The organism is Pirellulaceae bacterium, from assembly GCA_029243025.1.
Classification (GTDB): Bacteria; Planctomycetota; Planctomycetia; order Pirellulales; family Pirellulaceae.
The window spans coordinates 1-21,155 of the sequence record JAQWSU010000046.1 but is presented as its reverse complement, the minus strand read 5'-3'; the positions used below and the strand labels follow the sequence as shown (position 1 = coordinate 21,155).

Here is a 21,155-nt window from a genome sequence, read left to right as displayed (position 1 = left end):
CCATGATGGACCAGTTCGGAAAGATTCACGGCGTCGTGAATTGACATAACTTTCGGGGACGGTGGATGCGCCTGCCATGCGATTTATTGATTGGAAGACACTTGCGATTGTTTCTCTGGTGCTAACGCTGGCGACTCCCTTGTTTGCTGATTGGCCGCAGTTTCGCGGGCCGAATGGACAAGGAAACGCCAATCAACATGCGATAGCGGAGCAGTTTCCGCTGCACTGGAGTGAAACGAAAAATGTTGCTTGGAAGACAGCGATTCCCGGGGTGGGCTGGTCTTCGCCCGTGATTCGAGGCGACCAGATCTGGTTGACAACGGCTGTTGAGGCGGGACGGTCGTTGCGAGCGATTTGTGTGAATCGAGTAAGCGGAAAAATGGTTCACAATATCGAGGTGTTCCGGCGCAATGAAGTAGAGCACGTTCACTCGCAAAACAGCCATGCAACACCAACACCGATTATTGATGAAGGCCGACTCTATGTTCATTTTGGCCGTAATGGGACTGCTTGTTTGTCGTTGGACGGGAAAGTTCTCTGGCGCAACCAAGCGTTGATCTATTCGACTCCGCATGGCAGTGCGAATTCGCCTGTTGTCGTTGGTGGCTTATTAATTGTTTGTGCCGATGGGTCCGATCGACAATTCGTGGTGGCTTTTGACAAACAGAATGGAAAAATTCGTTGGCGACGGGATCGTCAGCACTTGGAAGAGGCTCAACGGAAATCGAGTGAAGAGCAGAATGTTTCTCGTAAAGGGCTCCCGTTCATCGCATTCTCAACGCCTCTTGTGATTGAGGTAGCGGGCCAGTCCTTACTCGTTAGTACTCCGGCTGACCATGTGGTGGCCAATCGGGTCGATACGGGGGAAGAGGTTTGGTGGTTGCCCTACAATTGTTTCTCGCTGGTTGCACGTCCTGTCTTCGGAAACGGATTGGTGTATGCGATTGGCGGGTTGCGGGATGGTCATTACGCGCTGTATGCGATTCGACCAGATGGTCGCGGGCAATTGGGGGATGAACACCTTGCTTGGGTCCGGACAGAAACGATACCGCAGGTGCCCTCGCCGCTGCTGATGGGTAAGCAATTGTTCTTGATCAAAGATTCTGGGATTGCCACCTGTTTAAATGCGATTTCAGGAGAACAACTGTGGCAGAAAAGACTGGGCGGCAATTACCGAGCTTCACCGATCAGCGTTGGTCGAAATGTTTACGTTTGTAGCCAAGAAGGAAAAACGATCGTGATTCAAATCGACTCCGAATTCCGTTCGATCGCCACGAATCAGCTGGATGGGATTTTTTTGGCGTCACCGGCGATCTCGGGGAAGTCCTTCTTCATGCGCAGCGAAAGCCATCTGTATCGAATCTCGAAGAAAGAATCGAATTGACCCGTGTGACAGACTTATGACAAGGAACGGCAGGCAGATATGCACAAATATGTCATCATGGGAGTTCAAGGATGTGGCAAGGGAACCCAGGCGCAGTTGCTGCGAGAGACGCTTGATCTTGTACACATTAGTGTTGGCGATATTTTTCGTTGGCACATTCAGAACCGCACCAAACTCGGTGCACAAGTCAAGCGAATTGTGGCGGACGGTGACCTGGTCAGTGATGAAATCGTTGAAGGCATCGTGCACCGTCGACTGGAAGATCACGATTGGAATTACGGATTTGTCTTAGACGGCTTTCCGCGTAATGTGGGGCAAGCTCGCTTCTTTCTCGAAAGTTATGACATTGATGCTGTGATCCATATTCAAGTGTCAGACGAAGTTGTGCGGCAACGAGTACTGTCGCGGCGCCTCTGTAGTGAGTGCGGTTTGGACTACAATCTAATCTCTCATCGACCTGAGCGAGAAAATACCTGTGACGTGTGTTCCGGACAGCTTGTGACCAGGCCGGATGATACGCCTGCTGCTCTGACCGATCGATTGCGAGATTACCATGAGAAAACAGAGCCCGTCTTGGCTCTGTTTCGTGGGAAAGAGCTTGTTTTGGATATTGACGGTACCTCGAAACCGCATGCGATCCAAGCGGGAATTCGTTCTCGCTTAGGTCTTGGCTAAGGCAGACGGCACTGTTAGTCCCTGATAACGTAAATTCCTGGACGCGATTGCTCATTCGCCGGCCTCGCCGTTGTTTTGCGTTGTGAAATTTTTCGAATCTTGTTGGAGACGTTCAACCGAAATGAAAATGAAAACCGAACTGTATTGGCTCTTGACTGTTTTCTTTTATTGGAATGTGTCAGTCGTCGCAGCGGATGTTGAACCGATCCGTATTTTTATTTTTGCCGGCCAGTCGAATATGGTGGGTTCTGACTCCCACGTTCGAGATATCGATCGGTTCCCACCCTTCGTTGGGTTCGGGAAAACTCAAGCTGACGTTTTGTTTTCTTACTGCATTGGCCGGGAGGAAAAAATGACGTCAGACGGTTGGGGCGATCTGCAACCCGTCAATGATGTCGTTGGCCCGGAGTTAAGTTTCGCTCGTCGATTGAGTCGAAATCTAGATGCTCCGATTGGGATCATAAAATGTGCTGCGGGTGGAACGCATTTAGGCGGGGATTGGAATCCGGATGATCCTCAGGGATTCAAGATGTATCCCTTAACGCTGGAACTGGTGAAAGCTTCTCTCGCGAAACTTGATCAGAAAAAAATCCCTTATCGCCTGGAAGGTTTTGTCTGGCACCAAGGCGAAAACGATATGTTTGAAGAAGAATACATGCCCAATTATGGCGACAACTTGGCGAAATTTCTTGCTCAATGGCGACGCGATCTGCAAGCGCCGAACCTCAAGTTTTATATCGGAGAGCTTTGTACGAAGACGATTTGGGGAATGGATCTTCGCCCCAGAATGTATGCGATCAGTCAGGGTCAGCGTGCTGTAACCAAGGCTGATCCCCAAGCCGAATATGTGCCGACCTCGCATGTCGGCGTTGAAATCGGAGGCGGTGTTGGATTGCATTACCATTACGGAACGTTGGGGCAATTGGAGCAAGGCGTCAATTATGCGGATGCCTATCTGCGCACTATTGGAAAACAGGATAGGAGTGAACGAGTGCTGGACCGATGGCCTTATGAGGCGGACGAGAGGGTCCAGTTGTTCGTGCTCGGCGGGTTTCGCAATATGGAAGGTGAGCGGGCTTTTGTTCAACAACTGAAAACAGCCAATTCAGATCTACTTGACGATAATCCGGAAATTGCCTTTCGTTACAGCATTGGTGGTGGATATAAGAAGTCTCTTGGTTGGGAGCCATTGGGTCCCGCTGGGTTTTACGATACTTTTGGACCTGAGTTGAGCTTTGGACGTTTGCTCAAACAAGAAATTTCAGACAATATTGCAATCGCCAAATTCACCCATAGCGGATCGCAAATGAATGATTGGACGCCGGAAGGTAGCGTCGCCAAAAGTCGCCATTTGTACCCGCAATTCATTCGTTTTATTCAGGACTCGATTCGGGAACTCGAGCAACGTGGGCATCAAGTGGAGCTTGCGGGGATATTTCTCCATCTCGGCGAGAATGAAATGTCAATGCCACCCTATCGGCAGCGTGTGCCAGAGTGGCTGGGCGCAACGGTGAAGCAGAGTCGACAAGACTTGTCGCTTCCTGCACTGAAGTGGTTTGTCAGTCAGCAACCACCAACGGACCACGAAAGTGTTAATTCGATCGATGTGACTGCAGCTTTGGAGGCAATTGCCGCAACCGATGACAATCTCGTCCTGATCAAAGCTTTTGATTTACCGCCGCAATCGAAACAGCTTGTGCTGGATACATTGGGTGTTGTGCGTCTGGGAGAACTTATGGCCGAAAGTTATCTCCACCAGGAGTAGATTTGTCATGGGCGACTGTTGACATCTGTGCGAAGGGTTGGTTTGTATTATTCTTTCGAAGCGATCGAAGTCGAGTTTTCGTAAATGACGGCTCCACGAATCGCTAGTCGTTGATGAGTGATGTTGTAGTTGGGCGTTCTTCGCATAGCAGCGCATTGCCTGCAGTGCTCCAATGTCGATCTCGCATGCCGAGATTCATTTTCAATTCCTTGAACCCACAGTAGACAACCGGAACCACGAAGAGCGTCAACAGTTCAACGGCCATGCCTCCAAATACGGGCCAGGCCATAGCCTTGGCGACATCGGCACCGCGACCGGTAGACAGCAAAACAGGAATCAGGGCGATGATTGTCGTAAAAGTGGTCATTAAGCATGGTCGGATTCTCATCAGGCCCGCTTCGAGCGTGGCGTTGCGGAGATCAGCAATGTTGCTCAGTCGACGACGAGAAAAAACTTGTTCGAGATAGGTCGCAATCACGACGCCATCATCGACGGCGATGCCAAATAATGCGATGAAACCCACCCAGACCGCGGTGTTCATTTGAATGTCATTGACGGCGAGCAAAATCATACCGCCGGCAAAAGCCACTGGAATTCCAGCGAAAACGATGAGCGTTGTGGATAGCTGTCGAAACTGCAGATAGATGATGAACAGATTAGTAAAGATGACGAGGGGTAGAACCCACATCAACCTTTGGTTTGCTTCGATTTGATTTTGGAATGAACCAACTGCTTGCAGAGCATATCCGGAGGGTAAATCTAACGATCGATTTTCTTGAGATTTCCGCAAGGCCTTCTCGACGATCCTTACGGTTTCCAGATCACCCGTTGCGCCGGAAGGTGAGAACGAAATGTGGGCAACCAACCGAGCATCCTCGCTGCTGATGACGCCAGGTCCCCAACTTGTTTGCATTTTGGCCAAAACCTTCAGCGGTACGACCTCACCGGAGTGAGTCACGATGGGGAGTTGTGTTAACTCATCGATTCGTTCCCGCAGGTTTCGTTGATAACGAACCCGAATCGGGTAGCGTTCCCGACCTTCGAATGTCTTCGTGAGATTCATCCCTCCCAGGGCGGTTTCGATGATCTGATTGACCATCTTCGTTGACATTCCGTAGCGAGCCGTCGCTTCCCGGTCGACTTTGAACTCAACGTAGGGTTTTCCCAGCACGATATCGGGATTGACTGTTGCTGCATTTACATAAGGAATATTTCTTAATTGCTCTGCAACGGAGAAGGATGCTTTCGCCAGACCTTCGAGACTGTCGCCATAGATTCGAATTGCCATCGACGCCTTGATGCCACTTTGTAACATCACGACTCGACCTTCGATTGGCTGAAGCGGTGAGGCTGGAGTCACACCAGGAAGTGTTGCTACCGCATTGATTCGATCCCAGATGTCGCGAGAGGTGACTCCCGCAGGCCATTGCTCTTTGGGTTTAAGCATCACATAGGTTTCGACCATCGCTGCCGGTGCGGGATCGAGGGCTGATTCTACACGACCGATTTTTCCTAGCACATTTTCGACTTCGGGAATCTCTTTGATGAGCGCATCTTGGGTTTGTAGGACTTCCATTGCCTGAGAAAAGCTTGCGGCAGGAAATAGCGTCGGCATGTAGAACCAGTTACCTTCGTCTAAAGCAATCCAATCGTCCGTCGTCAGCCCGGGTAACATATGTTTGAAGCGAACATATCCGGGAACTTCGTTAAGGTCTGTTCCCAGCAGTTTTGTGAAACGTTCAGCAGGACGTAGTACGGTCGGTAAACCAATCCATGCACCCGTACCGAGCAGCAGCAGAAGGAGGGGTAGGCAAAGGAAGGTCCCCTTTTTTCGCAGGAAGAACCGAAGCGTTGGTTCATAAATTTGGTGGATCCGCCGACTGACCGGGTTTTGTTCGATGGGACGCAAACGCTCACCCAGCATCAGTATTCCGCCAATCCAAGCAACAAAAGCAGTCATGACTGTCAAAATGGGTTTTCCAATCGAGAACTGATTGGCGGCCATGTCGCCCCAGAGGAAGAAACACGAAGTCGTCAGCAAGATGCTGAACATTGTCGCGCCGGCAAGCTTCGTGGGAATCTTCAGGCCGCTGGAGGTGAGTAGTATTCGACTGAACAGAGGCACGAGTGTGACGGCGACGATCAACGCGGCGATTAAAGAAAAAGTCTTCGTCCACGCCAGTGGAGCGAATAGTCGGAAGTCACGACCGGTGAGCATGAAAACAGGTAAAAAGCTGACAACCGTCGTCAACACGGCTGTGATGACGGCTGGTGCGACCTCGCCGGCTGCTTGATTGATAACTTGCAAACGCTGCTCGCTCCCGCCCGGACTTCCCTCTTTTTCCCATTCGGCGATGTGACCGTAGATCGATTCCGAAACAATGATGCCCATATCGACCATGGTTCCAATTGCAATGGCGATACCGGCAAGGGACATAATGTTTGCGTCGATGCCGAACTGTTTCATGCCGATAAACGCCAGCAGAACGGCAATCGGAAGTGTCAACGCGACGACGAGACTCGCACGAAAGTGGAGCAAGAAGAGCAAGATCACGACGGCGGTGATAATTATCTCTTGGAAAAGTGCCGTGGTAAGCGTCGCAATGGTTTCATCGATCAGGTCGGTGCGATCGTAGATGATTTCAATTTTGATTCCTTGGAGGCTGGGTTCGATTTGCTTGATTCTTGACCGGACGCGATCGATAACGGACCGGGGGTTTTCCCCAAATCTCATCACAATTACGCCCCCCACCGCTTCGGAGCCGTTTAAATCCATCGCTCCGCGACGAAAGTCAGGTCCCAGCTGGACAACGCCCAGGTCGCGAATCCTTACAGGTACACCGTCACGTGTGATGACCACTGTGTTCTCGATATCTTCGATCGCTTGCGTGGGGCCTCCGTCATCGCCAATAAATCCGCGTCCCCGAATGATAAATTCCATTCCGCTTGATTCGACGGTCTTTGCACCGACGTCCATGTTGGAATTTTCAACCGCCCGAATCAGCTTGTCCAAGGGGATATCATGAAATCGCAGTCGATCAGGATTGACTTCGATTTGGTATTGGCGGACGTATCCACCGACGCTTGCCACTTCGCTCACGCCGGGGACGGATTGCAGTTCATACTTAATGACGAAATCCTGCAAACTTCGGAGTTCGGCCAAGTTGGTTCCCGGCGTCGGCTGAAGCACGTAATACATGACCTGCCCGATGCCGGTCGCATCGGGTCCAAGCGTCGGCGCAACTCCGTCTGGTAGATCGGCCGTGGCGCCATTGAGTTGTTCCGCGACACGTGATCGAGCCCAGTAAAAGTCGGTATTGTCCGAAAAGGTGACTTGTACAAAGCTGTAACCGAAAAGACTCTTGCCTCGCACGCTTTCAGCCTCGGGCACCGCCAGTAACGCGACTGAAAGTGGGTAGGTGATCTGGTCCTCAATATCTTTGGGAGATCGACCTGGCCAAGCCGTGAAGACAATGACTTGGTTTTCACCGACGTTCGGAATTGCGTCGATGGGTACTTGTAGCGCGCAATAGGAACCGTAAGCGATAACAACTGCCGTGAGTAGCAAGACGATGACTCGTTCGCGAGTACAGAAACTGATTACCTGGCGAATCACGGCTGACCTCCGGTCGCGGAATGAGTTTCCGTATCTCGCTGTTCTGACTTTTGCTTTGCTTTGGCTTGGGGTATTGGAAGCGAACGGACTACTATCGCGCAGGTGGTCATCTTATCGCCCCAGTACGGATTGGCCGGTGTGGTTTCGGCCTGAAGCCAATCCCCGGATCCTCCTTCCACCATTGGGCAAAACAATTGCTGGAATGCTTGCTGGCCCTGACTTCCCCGGGCGACTGAGGCCAATTTTATGATTGCATGGCTAATGGGGCGGAAGGCATCATGTCTTATTTGTTTCAGATCAAGATGGTCCAGGTGTTCGCTGTTTGTTGCGATTTCACTCAGCTGATTCCTTGCTTCTGTCGATAGGTTTTGATCGGCGGCAAGTCTCGTAGCGAGCGAGTGGAGTTCTGTGAGATCTTTTTGCGGGGGTTGCTGGTCAGCAGCCAATCGTTGCTGAATGCGGAAATAGCTTGCGAAAAGCGATTCGAGTTGGGATCCCGCCTCACCGTCGATCGCCGCGACGAGAAGCTCCGGTAACTGTAATGGCTTGTTTCGAGTTGCAGCTTTTTCGATTGCCCGTGTGGGATCGATCAAACTGGGTTTGCCTGCGAGTTGCATTTGGGAATCGATCAAAAAGTTGCCGGCCGTCGCTACCTTTTCCCCTGCCTTTAAGCCTTGGAGCACAATCGCACGATCTCGAAGAAGTGGCCCCAAAGTTACCGGTCGTATTTCGAATCGTCCCGGCTCGACTTCCACGTAGACCACGCTGTTTTTGCCAGCCATTAACAGGGCAGAGCGTGGTACGAACAGCGACGAAGGCTGTTTCACCGGTTGACTTGCGTAACCGTAACGCGTCGTGGGGACGAGAGCCATTCCGCAGATAGGACAGGGCCCCGGCGCGTCTCGAATGATTTGCGGATGCATGGGACTGATCCATTTTCCCGCAAGTTTGGCATCGTAGATTTCTCCGTTCTGGCCAATGGGAAGGCGAATAGAAGCCTCCGCATAGTCCCCGGGCCGAAGGTTTCCGTTGGGATTGAGGAATTCAACACGAACACCCACCGTGCGAGTTTTTTCGTTGACGACTGGATCAATGAATGCCACGCGGCCTGTGAGCAGCTGATCGGGTAGCGACGTGATTTGAGCCTTGACCTGCTGACCAAATCGGATGCGCGAAACATCTTCAGGATAGAGTTCGAGTTTCAACCAAACCATCGATAGATCGGCGATTCGATAGATGGGTTCTCCTGTCGTGATGTATTTTCCTTCTACCGCCAGTTTTTCGATGACGGTACCTCCGATCGTGGAATAGATTGTCTGCCGGGAGTTCGCTTTACCCGTTCGCTCCAGTTCCTGAATTTGATTTTCTCTCAGGCCAAGTTCCTGGAGTTTTTGTCTCGCATTCGTGACGAACGTTTCTTGTGCCTTTCGTACAGATTCGAGCGAGGTTGCGGTAGCAAGAGATCTTCGACTCTCAATATATTCGACTTGGGCCGCAAACAATTCAGGACTGTAGATGATCGCTAGATGGTCACCTTTCTGGACCCTGACGCCTGTATAATCTGCAAATAAGCGTTCAATGCGTCCATCGAAATAAGACGAGATTGTGGCCATGCGGCTTTCGTCGATAGCGATGGCACCAATCGAATTGATTGTGGCGTCGACCGGTTCGTTACGCACCTCGCTAACTTGAATATTTGAAAGTCTTCTCTGTGCCGGTTGGATTCTCACCGAGAGTTCATCCAAGTCATCGGTGCCTGTTGAAGTTGCCGGAACGAGTTCCATCCCGCAAATTGGACAACGATCAGGTTCAGGAGTCCGAATCTGAGGGTGCATCGGACAGGTATACGTTTGCTTACCACCCGTCCCCGATGAGGCGCGGGGCTCGCCCTCGGATGTGATCCAACCCGCTTTCTGAGCGACCCCGAGCGCGGCGATCAGAATTACGCCTACGAGCAGGAATAACAGTGGCCGAATGATGAGCTTTATCCACCAGCTCACATTGCGATGATCCGTGGGGTGGGGTGTTGCGGTTTCTGTCTTCGAGCTGGATTCAGACATCGTTTCACCTCATGACAAACTACTGCGTTATGCATTGCATCAATGAGTAAGCCTTGAAGCATCGATGTTGTCAGTCTGCGGTGCGACTTGTTCAGGAAGTTGCCTGAGAATCATCGTGCATCACGGCGAGTGAATCTGCGGAAAAACTGAAGGCCGGTAGCCATCATCAAGGACTTGCGCAAAATGGGCGCAAGTCATAATTGCGCAGAAGCGGGCGATTGATCTCAAATTCGCCAAATACAAAAGAGAATGTGAATGGAGACACTTTCTCGTAGCGACGGAGCAGCCGGGACAGAAGAATCGTGGTTGTGCTCTAGCCCGTCGGTGATTGTTCCGTTTTCGTGAGGCGTTGCTGAGCTGAACTGTTCGATTCGGCAGCTTGTCGGATCTTTTTGAGTCGGAACTTTGATCGGAGTCAAGCCACAACTGCAGTGAGGCGATCTGTCGCACGGATCGCAGCCGTTTTCGCAGTTGCAATGGGTTTCGGCGACGGCAGCTGAACAACAGTCTGTTCCTTTTGCCATCCGCTGAATGGTTTCCTGCTCAGACCTTGCTGAACATCCACTCTCAGAACATCCACTCTCAGAACATCCACATCGCGACGGTATCGAAGCAACGACTTGGCTGGTCAACAAGGCGGTTGCCACTAAGGCCGATGCTAAAGGTCGGATGCGTTTAATAAACATGCAAAAATCTGCTCGCCAAAAATACTATATGCGGGTCCAGCCTTAGCAAGTATCACTGCAAAAGAGACAGACGACAAGGCTAAATCCTAATCGATCTCGGCAGGTTCTGGGGGCCGATGGGGGTGAGACGGGCGACTCTCCGGAAACTCTGCGGTTGCAGACTGCTGCGATGTCTCGTTGGGGGGAACGGGCTGTTCGGCAAGTTCCGTGCCTGTCGCCTGTTTAATTCTGGCGATTGCCGTCGCCAGTTGGCCGATCGACCGATAGTGCGCCAATTCGAGAGTCAGCAAATTACGGAAGTCGCCGATCACCCGATCGAATTCAACTTCGCCGTTTGCATAGGATTGTTGGTCCGCATTCAATGCGCGTTCTGCCTCAGGGATGATCGTATCTTGATACAGTCTCGCTGTTTTGTCTGCCGCGCGTGCTTGTTCCCACAAATCAAGAATTGCAGAATCGTAACGTTGCATTATTTCTTCTACGGTTGAATGAGACGCGGCGTGCTGCCAACGAGCTTCTCGTTCGATGGCATTGTTTTTCTTGTGGTAAATCGGAACGCTCAGCGTCGCGCCCACTGACCAGGCATCTTGTCCGACATCAACAAGAGGGACGAGCGGACGATTATCATCGATCGCAAACCAGTTAGCGTTGAGTGAAACATCGGGACGGCGACGGAGTCGGGCGACTTCTATTCCCCAACGCGAAGCCTGGGTGCGAATTCTGGCCGACTCGATTTCAGGTTGATTGGCCCAGGCGGCATCCCGAAGCATGGAGTGATGCCAGGCGGGTAGGACAACGTGCAATTGCTCAGGTGACGCAATCTGGATTTCGGCCGATCGGCCTACCTGTCGATTGATCTCTGATGTCGTCGAAGATCGTTGTTGACGAAGTTCAACAAGGGATTCTTCAAGCCTGCTGAATTCCAAGGTGCCAATCAGAACATCGCCTTGCGACGTGTTGCCCGTTGCCACGCGCGCGTTGGCGACGTCGATGAGCGATTGCAGCAAACGCTGGTTCGCCGTGTTTATTTCGATGTGTTTCTCGATGACGTAAAGTTGATACCAAAGGATACGTACACGAGCGAAAACTTTGAGTCGTTCTGATGCAAGCTGTTGACCAATCGCTGCTGCTTCAAAATAAGCCTGCTGCGCTTGCGCATTGAGTCGAGGCAGCCAGGGTAGCATCTGAGCTGCGGTGAGATTCGCTCTCTGAGCTCCAGCAGCCGTCTCGATTGGATGACCAAATACATTGGTTCCAATGGTTGGGTCGGGCAATTTGCCGATGTACTGAGCTTTCGCGCGGGCAGCCTGGTAATCCTGGAAGAGGCGACGCAAAAATGGATTCGAGACTTCCGCAGCAAGCGTCAACTCGTCAAGCGATGTTTGCCTGTGCATGATCTGGGAGGGGAGTTGTTCAGGGTGAACGACCTCGACCCTCGACTCCTCCACCGCCGTGTGTGCGACTCGCGTTACTTCTGGTGGGATCCGTTCGGCTCTGCTGGAGACGACTGAGCTCTTGGAAGGGCCGCATGCCAAACTCGTTGGTTGCCGTGGAGATGCGCATCCCGCAAGTGAGAGTCCGACCAGACTCAGGAGAGTCACGGGCCAGATCCTCTCCGCGACAAATCCGAGGATTCGCACAGTTCGTGCGTGAATTCGCTTTTTGTTGTTCATTGCCAATTTCCAAGTTGCCATCGCAAGAAAAATAGTAGCGACCAAATCGGCGATGCCTCTTACCAGCTGTTTGCAAATGGAACTATATCGTTTGCAGATCTTGCTATCGGTAAGAGGAGGAGTGGTCCTGCGGATGTTTTTGAAAGTAGCATTTGGGTAAGAGGCAAGAGCGAAAAGATGATTGACTTTGACGATCACGTTGACATTCATAGGTCAGAAATAGTTGACAGTCATGCATGCGGTAGACAAGCTATCGCGAAGAAATAGGAAAAAATGGCCTGCACGGCTGCTCTTGACGCTCAATTAATCGGCGGATGGGCGGATTTTGCTGCGGGAAAGCAAAAGAGATGGCCGTCGGCTTTGATCGGAATTTCTGAGCGGTTGTTGCCTCGAATCGACCATGAAGCCGGCGACTTTGAACTCGCCGTTTTTCAATCTGCGATCAAAATTTTAGAGGTTTGCTCGGGTTTAATTTCCCCTACCGCGGGCCAAGAGGTTGGAGTGGCCGCAGGCTGGGTGAAGATCAATCGTTGCTGGCGTTCACAATCTGGGTTTGGATCCATGGACAGCCGGATAATGAATTGCTAAGACAGTGCTCTTCTTGCTGGCCCATCGGCACGGATTGCCGAATTGAATACGGCCATTTGCTTATTTGCTCCAAATGAGGTTTTCATGGAAACGCTTGACCTGACTGAGATTGAATTCACCGTAAAACCCGCAGATCTGGACGAAGATCAGTTCGTGAGTCTTTGGAATATTGCTGCTGCCACGATGGGGGATGATGCAGCCAATACCAGGATGCTTGCTAGCAAATTATTAGGTTTTCTTTGCAAACATCGTTGCGGTTTGTTGGCGACGAGTCCGACCGATGCAAAGTATTTGGACGAATGGTTCGAACGCGACAATTCCTTGCTCTACGATTGGAAGCCGGAGAGCGATAAGGTGGATGTAGTGGCCCAGCACGTGCAGGTTCCATTTGATTTGTTTCTGAGTTTCTTACAACAACACAAGTTTAAGGCTGACAAAAACTACAGCCCTCGTCGTGCCGATCGTGTGGAATGGTTCAGTAACGATTGGAATGTGGGCTGAATGTTCAGCGGGCACGCTTTGCCGTTTTGTGCAGTGTGAACGCGATCATCGAACGACGATGTCGGATCAGGCGAGACACCACTTAGTGGGTGTCTCGCTTTTTTTGAAACTTTCGATCGCTTCCGAATCACGGTTGCTGAGAACGTCGAGAACGGCTGAGGCTCCCTCGTTTTTGGGAGAGTTTGGCGATGTTTTGGTGCTTTTGTTACTCTAAGGCTGCGACTTATCGACTTCGTAGGCTCGAGTGAGCAAAAATTAGAGGCAACCATGATCAATCAAATTTTATCGGGGATTCGGTGGCTCGCGCCAATCTTGATGCTCGTGATTCTGACCAATCCGGTGGGTGCAGAGTTGCGGTTGGGCAAGATTTTTGGGGATCGCATGGTGCTGCAACGCGATCAGCCAGTTCAGATTTGGGGCTGGACTGGGAGTCGTCAGCCAGTGAGTGTTCGTTTTGCAGATCAAGCATTGTCGACCAAAGCGGATCAAAATGGGGCTTGGATCGTCGAATTGAAGCCGATGGGTGCGGCTTCGTCTGGGCGGGACTTGATGGTCAGTGGTAGTCAGCAAGAGGTGGTGCTTCGAGATGTTGTTGTCGGAGACGTGTGGCACGCCAGCGGCCAATCCAATATGGCAATGACGTTGGCCTCTGTGGCTTCACGGCTACCAGCTGCGAAGCAGCATTTGGTCGTCGCATCATTTCCCTCCCTACGTTTTCGCCGGATCGCTGAAGCTGCCGCGTCACAGCCCTTGGCAGATTTCAGGAGTTCAGGTCAATGGGTAATTTGTTCCCCGCAAACTGCCTCAAGGTTTTCAGCGGTCGGTTTTTATTTCGCTCGTCGACTATCCGCAGATTTAGGGGTGCCAATTGGGATCGTAGACTCGTCAAGGGGCGGAACTCCCATTGAGCCTTACCTACCCCGATCTGCATTCGCGTCGCATCCGACGCTGCGTCGCGAACTGGAGCTTGGTGATCAGAGTGATCTGGTGGGTCTTCGGCAGTTGTCGGGCGGTGTGCGCGCTCGAGATGAGAACTGGTTGCCCGCGAGGCTATTTCATTCTCGAATTGCGCCGATCCAACGTTTTTCGGTGCGTGGGGTGATTTGGTATCAAGGGGAGTCAAATTCAGGCAAGGGTGAGGATCCTCGGGATTATCAGCATAAGATGCGTGGCTTGATTTCTGGCTGGCGAAATGCCTTCAACGACGATTTACTTCCTTTCTATTTTGTCCAACTACCAGGAAGTGGCGCCGGACCCAATTGGCCTTATTTGCGAGAGCAGCAACGCCAGGTTGCTCGACTGCCTCATGCCGGAATGGTCGTCACCATCGATCTGCTCGACGAGGATATTCATCCTGCGAATAAAGTTGATGTGGGCGAGCGTCTTGCCCTGATGGCTTTGTCGAAAGCCTACAAGCAACCGATTGCTTCCAGTGGTCCATTGTTCGACCGAGTTGAGTTTTTGGATGACCGAGCAATCGTTCATTTCTCGCACTCCGAAAGTGGACTCATGATTGCAAGGAAAGATGGATTGTCTCCGCCACAGGAACAAGTCGATGGGCAGTTGGCCCATTTTGAGCTGGCTGATGAAAAAGGACGTTGGTCTCCGGCTGTTGCCATCATTCGTGATAAGACTGTTGAGGTTCAGTGCGACGGTTTAACGAAGCCGCTTGCCGTTCGCTATGCCTACGAGATTAATCCTCTGACTTGCAAGTTGTACAATCGAGCTGGCCTTCCAGCTTCGCCCTTTTGTTCAGATCTGGCCATGCTCGACGGTGCTCCGGCCCCATTTGTCGACTGAGGGAGCAGTCCCGATTCTGATGGAAACAGTCGTCTGTTGAATTGCTTGGCACGATCGCAAAAGAGGGACATTCCATTCGACTTAGGTTGGATTCTAGCAGGGCATGGAAAGGCAAGATTTCGCGGGATAACCTGATCTAGGAGCAGGAGCAAAAGTCATCTAAAATCGGCGCTGGTAGACGGTTGTTATGTGGTGTCCCGAGATCTTCTGGACCGGTGGGTATGAGTCAGACTTTTCCATTGATTTACATTGCAGGTGCTGGCCACAGTGGCACGACATTGCTCGACCTGATGTTCGGGTCGCATTCCCAAATTCGAAGCGCCGGTGAGCTGTCGCAAGCTGAGCAGAAATTACCTGATTTACTGCGCAGCGATTCGCTTTGCATGTGCGGCGTGAAGTTTTCGGAATGTGATTATTGGCAGCAAGTCAGGAAGTCAGTCGAGCATGCCGATGGGGCGTCCGGTTTTGAAGTCAACACAAATGACTTGTCGAAGTTCGCATCACGGAATTTGACGTTGCTGCGAGCGATGACTTCTGTTCGAAAAGAACGTTTTTTGTGCGACAGCTCGAAAAGCCTTCAACGCTTGAATAAACTTGTTCGATCTTCAGCGATTGATTTGTTCGTCGTGCATATGGTTCGCGATGCTCGTGCTGTGGCCTTTAGTTACCAACGCAAAGGAATGCGTAGGAAGAGGAAAGGCTCGGTTGATTCGATCTGGAAGAAAAGGTCGTATGGATTTTATTCAGCTGCTCGTTCATGGAATCGTATCAATTTAGCTGTCTCCCGCATTATTCGGCGGAAGAAACTTCGTTACTGTCGTGTTCGATACGAAGACTTGGTGACCAGTCCTGAGCAGCAGCTTCGTCGGGTCCTTGCAAATATTGGACTGGAGTTCGAGCCTCAACAGCTTGAGTTTTGGGCACAGGAACACCATGTGTTTGCTGGCAATCGAATGCGTCGAAAAGGTCCGAAAAGAATTCTGTTTGATCAGGAATACCAGCATCAAATCTCGCCCTTCAAATGGTGGCTCGCCACGTTTTGGGCGAATCGAGGATTAAGGGCTTATGGTTACCCACTAAATCATACGATTTCAGTATCTGCCTAGGAATTTCAGTATCTGCCTAGGAAAACGTCTGGATTTTCTGCGACGGCTCAGCTTGTTCGTTGCTATGCACGGCTGGACAAGTCGTTTTCGCCTGCTCTTGGCAAGATGACCGGTTGTTTTCATGGTTGGCGGTTCGCAATCGATGTGTCATGGTAGATGTCTTAAGCTGCGGTTTGTCTCAAGGCAGCTCAGGCATTGTCGCCCATAGAGGCTGGGCAGAGTCAGGGACTCGGACGGGGTGAGCCCAGGTCGTTTGGGTTGGATCGGATGGGGAACCCGCCCATGGATCGATTATTGACTCCATGACGAGTTGGCGATATGGTTCGTCGTGGATAAGCAGGCAGGTCTTCGTGGGACAGCGTGATGTGACGCTGCTTCGGGCTGCTGTCGTTGAGCAGGAATCCTGTGTGGTTGACGAAGTCTGATTCAAGAATCGAGGAGATCGGGATGAGCAAAGTTCAGATTTTCGACAGAGCGATGTGTTGTTCAACAGGTGTCTGTGGACCCGACGTCGATCCGGTATTACCCCGTTTTGCAGCCGATCTTGATTGGCTTGAATCACAGGGGAACCATGTCGATCGGTTTAATTTGGCACAAGACCCGATCCAATTCTCGAGTAACCCAATCGTTCAACAGATGCTTGCTGACGAAGGGGTCGAATGTCTGCCTTTGATTATCGTCGATGATCGCATCGTGAGCCGCAGCGAATATCCGACTCGGGATAACCTCGCCTTGTGGACGGGAACAAAACAGCAAAAGACCTCACTACCGATTGCGGATGATGGCGGTTGCTGTGGCGACACGGGTTGTTGTTGATTGGGTGTCAACGAAAACGGTTTTCCATGCAGTTTCTCAAAGATCCTACTCGCAATCTCTTGTTTACTGGGAAAGGCGGAGTAGGCAAGACTTCCATGGCCTGTGCGGCTGCCATTGAGCTCGCCGATCGAGGTCGGCAAGTCTTGCTTGTTTCAACCGACCCAGCTTCTAATTTGGATGAGGTGTTGGCCACCCCACTTGATACGAAGCCAACCGCTGTTCGCCTAGTTGCGAATTTGATGGCGATGAATATCGATCCCGAGTTAGCAGCTCGTGAATATCGCGAACGGATTGTGGGACCGTATCGTGGAGTACTACCTGTTGCGGCAGTGGAAAGTATGGAGGAGCAGTTTTCCGGCGCTTGTACCTTAGAGATTGCTGCGTTTGATGAATTCGCGCGGTTGCTCGGTGATCAGCAGGCGACGCAATCGTTTGATCACATCGTGTTCGATACGGCTCCCACCGGACATACATTGAGATTGTTGACCTTGCCATCGGCATGGACCGGATTCATGGAGGCCAACACGACCGGAAGCTCTTGCTTGGGCTCATTGGCCGGTTTGCAAGTCCAGCAACAGGTCTATCAGGAAACGGTTAATTCGCTGCGTGATCCTGATTTGACAACGCTCGTACTTGTAACCCGTCCCGAAATATCGGCGTCCCGGGAAGCTGCGAGAACGAGTGTTGAGTTGAAAAAACTTGGCGTCGAAAATCAGTATCTGATTGTAAATGGAGCATTCGACAATCCTGCCGTCGGTGATCGCGTGGCGAAGTCGCTCCAAGTTCGCTGCCAGACGGCACTCGCCAAGATGCCAGTCGACTTAAAGGCACTGCATCGGACAACCGTGCCGCTTGCTTCCGGCAGTTTGTTGGGGATTGACGCACTGCGACAGGTTATTCATGCACCCCAGGAACTTACCTCGATCAATCGCTCGCTCGATGCAAGGATGATGGAATCTCAGCCAGATCAAATTAGTTCAATTATCGACCAGCTTGCTGCCAGTGGGCATGGCGTGATCTTGGCCATGGGGAAGGGCGGCGTCGGGAAAACGACTGTTGCTGCAGCCGTCGCGGTCGCACTCGCTGAACGTGGTTTTCAGGTTGATCTGTCGACCACCGATCCAGCTTCCCATTTGTCAGCAACCTTGGCTGAAGAGAAACTTGCAAATTTATCGGTTGCGTGCATTGATCCGCAGATGGAAACATCCGCCTATGTGAAGGAGGTAATGCAGACAGCGGGTGAAAATCTCGATGAGGCGGGGAAAAAGTTATTACAGGAAGATTTGAGCTCACCTTGCACGGAGGAAGTTGCCGTTTTTCGTGCATTTGCCAGGGCCGTTTCCGATGGTACCGATCGATTCGTTGTACTTGATACAGCGCCAACGGGTCACACCATTTTGCTGCTGGATTCCGCACTGGCTTACCATCGTGAACTGGATCGACAGTCGACTCAGATTTCTCCTCCAGTTTCCCAGTTACTTCCTTTGTTGCGTGATCCCGAATTTACCCGCGTCTTGATCGTCACGGTGCCGGAAGCTACTCCGGTGCACGAAGCGGCCAGGTTGCAAGAAGATCTGCGCAGAGCTCAAATCGAGCCTTACGCTTGGGTGGTCAATCAAAGTTTGGTTCCGCTGAATGTTACGGATCCCGTTTTGATGGAGCGGCAGCACCATGAGCGACATTTCATTGCGATGGTCCAGAACAAGTTGGCTGATCGTATCGCGCTGGTGCCCTGGCAAGAGATTCCCCCGATAGGACTAGCTGGCCTGCGCCAAATTGTCTCGACTCCTCGATCTTAAGTCGTCGCGTTTCAAGCGCGGATGCCATCGGTCATGCTGCGCCATGCAATCAGCGCCATGCAATCAGCGCCATGCAACCTGCGATGAGATAAAGATCTAGCCGAACTTCACTCGGGGTTGATTGGATGGCTCCTTCGATGGGTGTTGCTATTGGTTAACACGCTTTTTATGCGACGCCATTTTTTGCGCTCAGTTTTGTGAACTTTGCAAAATTATCTTGTCCGAAAGAGGGCGGAATCAGGAAACCTAATTGACAGAAATCAGTCATCGCCTCCGTTCTATGGCGACGAATTTTCGTCGCCATTCCTCTCCCGTACGAGAACGCTACTGAGCCGAACAGATTCGAAGAATACGAAATTACGCGAAAAAAAATTCGCTTTTTCTTATCACGAGATCTTTCGACGTTCTCATCACGAGGAGTTCTTTATGAAGTTGCGGCACTCTCTTCTTTTCTTGTTTTGTCTTAGTCTGACCCTGACTTCGTCGGCCAGCGCGGATGGATTGGTGGGTTACTGGGATTTTGACGACAACACAGCCGATCAATCAGGAAACGGTAACGAGGGAGAAATCCTCGGTGGCGTATCCTTTGATGCGGACATTCCAACTAGCTTGCCCGCCGGTGGTAAGTCCGCCGCTTTTGATGGCGCTGCCGGAACCTTGGTGAACGTAACACAGAATTCAAACTTGCCTCTTACCACTCAATCGGCTTTCACGATTTCCATGTGGGTGAAAGGCGAGGGAACAGCGAATTCGGACGACCGAGTCTTTTCTGAAGGCATGACGACGAATAACAATCCGCTGTTCAACTTGGGCACAAAGAATAACAGTTCCGATGCAAAGTTTGATTTCTTCTTCCGAAATGGTGGAAGTCCTGGTCATCAGTTCTCGAATGGCGATCTGTTTGATGATACTTGGCGTCACATGGCGTGGGTCGACACGGATCATGTTGGAACTCTTTACATCGATGGCGTTGAAGACCAGAGTTTCGATTACGCTTCGTTCGTCAATGATGGTTTCGCACCGGACACTACGACCCTTGGTGGTATTCTCCGTGGAAGTGATTGCTGTAACTTCTTGGGTAACATCGATGATGCTGCGATCTATGATTTCGCCTTAAGCGACGGTCAAGTTGCGAGCTTGGCCGCAGGCGCATCGCCGCTGTCGATTCCGGAACCGTCGTCGTTGACGATCGTTTTCATCGGCTTGGCTGGTTTGCTGCGTTTCCGCAAGCGAAGCTAGTGATGATTTTTAGATAAGCAGTTTTGATTACGAATCCGCTGACCGTTGGTCAGCGGATTTTTTTTACCTTGCCGTGATGGTAAGAAATGGCCGTTGAGCGATTCGGATGCATCGTGAGATTTGGGAGACGTCGAATCGCCTCAGGCGATGTTGGCGATTTCATGTCGAGAATTGTTCCGGTCAGAATCGCTGAGGAAGCGGGTGAAGAGACGGATAATCGATCTTTGATGAACGAGATGAAATCTGTGAAGAAAAGTTCGCGATCGTTTCGAGTGCGATTTTCAGGGCTAAAGAACGAGGGGAGGTTTAATTTGTCCCTGAACGATGTCGCTTGCCTTGAAACGGTCAATCGCGGATATTTATGATCGCTAACGTTCGGATTTGTCCCCTGTAATTGGGTTTCATTTTTTGATGGTGAATCGAATCAGCCATCACGCATTTCAAGGGGGAAGTGATGAGACGCTTGGATGCTTTTTACTCAAGCATGGTGGTGCTCTTGTTGATCTCAGCTTGTAGTCGAACTGCTCTGGAAAACAGCCAGACTGATCGAGTCGATCCGGGCAGCAAAGAGTCTGTTGTGGCTGGCGATCCGCCGCTGGATGGGTCTGCGTCTGCCGCATCCGCTCAGCCGGATACGAAATCTTCTGATGCCGAAGTTGTTTTGGCAAACGCGCTCACGGAAGCCAAAGTGAAGGACAAGAACGTCTTCATTCATCTGGGGGCACCATGGTGAGGGTGGTGTGGCGTACTCGAGAAGTTTCTCGAGCCGAATCATGCATTGCTGGCTGAGGATTATATCGTGGTCAAGATTGACACGGATGAGATGACGAATGGCGAACAAGTGGCGACTCGGCTTCGTGGTGATCGAACCGGTGGGATACCGTGGATGGTGATTTTGGACGCGGGAGGTGACGAGCTGATTAGTGCCGATGGGCCAAACGGAAATATTGGCTGTCCGGTGGAGCCTGCCGGCATTGAACACTTCATGAAGATGTTGGAACAAACCGCGAAACATTCCAGTGATGAAACCCGATCGACAATTCGAGCGTCCTTGGAAGAATATGCGAAGCCTTACCAAGAAAAACGAGGGTTGTGATTTCTTGGGGCGCTCATGTCAGCTGGTCATGTTGTTTGTTAGGTGCGGATTCGGTGGTTTGAAAACCCGCTAGACCTACTACAAAAGGCTCGAAATCACGTCTGCGGGCAGGGGGCAAAACGACCATTTCAGGGACCATCTGAGGCGGTGGTACCTGAAGCGCCTGCAGGCGATTTGCTGTACAAGATTCTGCCAAGTTGGTTTACTGGCGGACGTGCTACACACTTCAACGGGACGAGGGGGAACCGATGAGAACGCTGCTTGCAATCGCCTCCATCCGATGGAGGGGAATAAATTCTGGCGGTTGAGTAATTCAGCTAGCGCGTTAACCAGCTTTATGAGCAACGTGCG

General features: G+C 51.4%; 14 protein-coding genes. 11 read left to right on the top strand and 3 right to left on the bottom strand.

Annotation, left to right across the window (positions count from 1 at the left end; translation table 11 throughout):
* The first annotated feature begins 76 nt into the window (after nucleotides 1-76).
* The 3 genes from P8N76_23160 (at nucleotide 77) to P8N76_23150 (ending at nucleotide 3,824) form a co-directional block, all read left to right on the top strand.
* Entirely contained in the window at nucleotides 77-1,384 is a 1,308-nt protein-coding gene (locus P8N76_23160) for a PQQ-binding-like beta-propeller repeat protein (protein ID MDG2384587.1), read from the top strand.
* A gap of 39 nt (nucleotides 1,385-1,423) precedes the next feature.
* On the top strand, nucleotides 1,424-2,059 hold the full coding sequence (locus tag P8N76_23155; protein ID MDG2384586.1) for a nucleoside monophosphate kinase: 636 nt from the start codon (nucleotides 1,424-1,426) through the stop codon (nucleotides 2,057-2,059).
* A 127-nt stretch (nucleotides 2,060-2,186) separates the two neighbouring features.
* Entirely contained in the window at nucleotides 2,187-3,824 is a 1,638-nt protein-coding gene (locus tag P8N76_23150) for a sialate O-acetylesterase (GenBank protein MDG2384585.1), read from the top strand.
* A gap of 103 nt (nucleotides 3,825-3,927) precedes the next feature.
* On the opposite strand, the gene P8N76_23145 is transcribed toward P8N76_23150, so the two are convergent.
* The 3 genes from P8N76_23145 to P8N76_23135 form a co-directional block, all read right to left on the bottom strand.
* Nucleotides 3,928-7,440: an efflux RND transporter permease subunit gene (locus P8N76_23145; GenBank protein ID MDG2384584.1), complete on the bottom strand. Its 3,513-nt coding sequence runs from the start codon at nucleotides 7,438-7,440 to the stop codon at nucleotides 3,928-3,930.
* Nucleotides 7,437-9,500: an efflux RND transporter periplasmic adaptor subunit gene (locus P8N76_23140; protein ID MDG2384583.1), complete on the bottom strand. Its 2,064-nt coding sequence runs from the start codon at nucleotides 9,498-9,500 to the stop codon at nucleotides 7,437-7,439. The genes P8N76_23145 and P8N76_23140 overlap by 4 nt, the downstream gene beginning before the upstream one ends.
* A 772-nt stretch (nucleotides 9,501-10,272) precedes the next feature.
* Complete coding sequence (locus P8N76_23135) at nucleotides 10,273-11,859, bottom strand: TolC family protein (protein MDG2384582.1); 1,587 nt, start codon at nucleotides 11,857-11,859, stop codon at nucleotides 10,273-10,275.
* 672 nt (nucleotides 11,860-12,531) lie between these two features.
* On the opposite strand from P8N76_23135, the gene P8N76_23130 reads away from it, so the two are divergent.
* The 8 genes from P8N76_23130 to P8N76_23095 all read left to right on the top strand — a co-directional run bounded on the left by P8N76_23130 (nucleotide 12,532) and on the right by P8N76_23095 (nucleotide 20,804).
* Entirely contained in the window at nucleotides 12,532-12,948 is a 417-nt protein-coding gene (locus tag P8N76_23130; GenBank protein ID MDG2384581.1) for a hypothetical protein, read from the top strand.
* Between the two features lie 267 nt (nucleotides 12,949-13,215).
* Nucleotides 13,216-14,748, top strand: a complete 1,533-nt coding sequence (locus tag P8N76_23125) for a sialate O-acetylesterase (protein ID MDG2384580.1) — start codon at nucleotides 13,216-13,218, stop codon at nucleotides 14,746-14,748.
* Nucleotides 14,749-14,969: 221 nt separating this feature from the next.
* Nucleotides 14,970-15,854, top strand: a complete 885-nt coding sequence (locus P8N76_23120; protein MDG2384579.1) for a sulfotransferase — start codon at nucleotides 14,970-14,972, stop codon at nucleotides 15,852-15,854.
* A 447-nt stretch (nucleotides 15,855-16,301) separates the two neighbouring features.
* A complete protein-coding gene (gene arsD, locus P8N76_23115) occupies nucleotides 16,302-16,670 on the top strand; it encodes an arsenite efflux transporter metallochaperone ArsD (GenBank protein MDG2384578.1) in 369 nt (122 codons plus the stop codon).
* A gap of 26 nt (nucleotides 16,671-16,696) precedes the next feature.
* Nucleotides 16,697-18,469, top strand: a complete 1,773-nt coding sequence (arsA, locus tag P8N76_23110; GenBank protein MDG2384577.1) for an arsenical pump-driving ATPase — start codon at nucleotides 16,697-16,699, stop codon at nucleotides 18,467-18,469.
* Between the two features lie 426 nt (nucleotides 18,470-18,895).
* Nucleotides 18,896-19,708: a PEP-CTERM sorting domain-containing protein gene (locus P8N76_23105; GenBank protein MDG2384576.1), complete on the top strand. Its 813-nt coding sequence runs from the start codon at nucleotides 18,896-18,898 to the stop codon at nucleotides 19,706-19,708.
* Between the two features lie 454 nt (nucleotides 19,709-20,162).
* Complete coding sequence (locus tag P8N76_23100) at nucleotides 20,163-20,441, top strand: hypothetical protein (protein MDG2384575.1); 279 nt, start codon at nucleotides 20,163-20,165, stop codon at nucleotides 20,439-20,441.
* A 66-nt stretch (nucleotides 20,442-20,507) separates the two neighbouring features.
* Nucleotides 20,508-20,804, top strand: a complete 297-nt coding sequence (locus P8N76_23095; GenBank protein ID MDG2384574.1) for a hypothetical protein — start codon at nucleotides 20,508-20,510, stop codon at nucleotides 20,802-20,804.
* The last annotated feature ends 351 nt before the right edge of the window (nucleotides 20,805-21,155 follow it).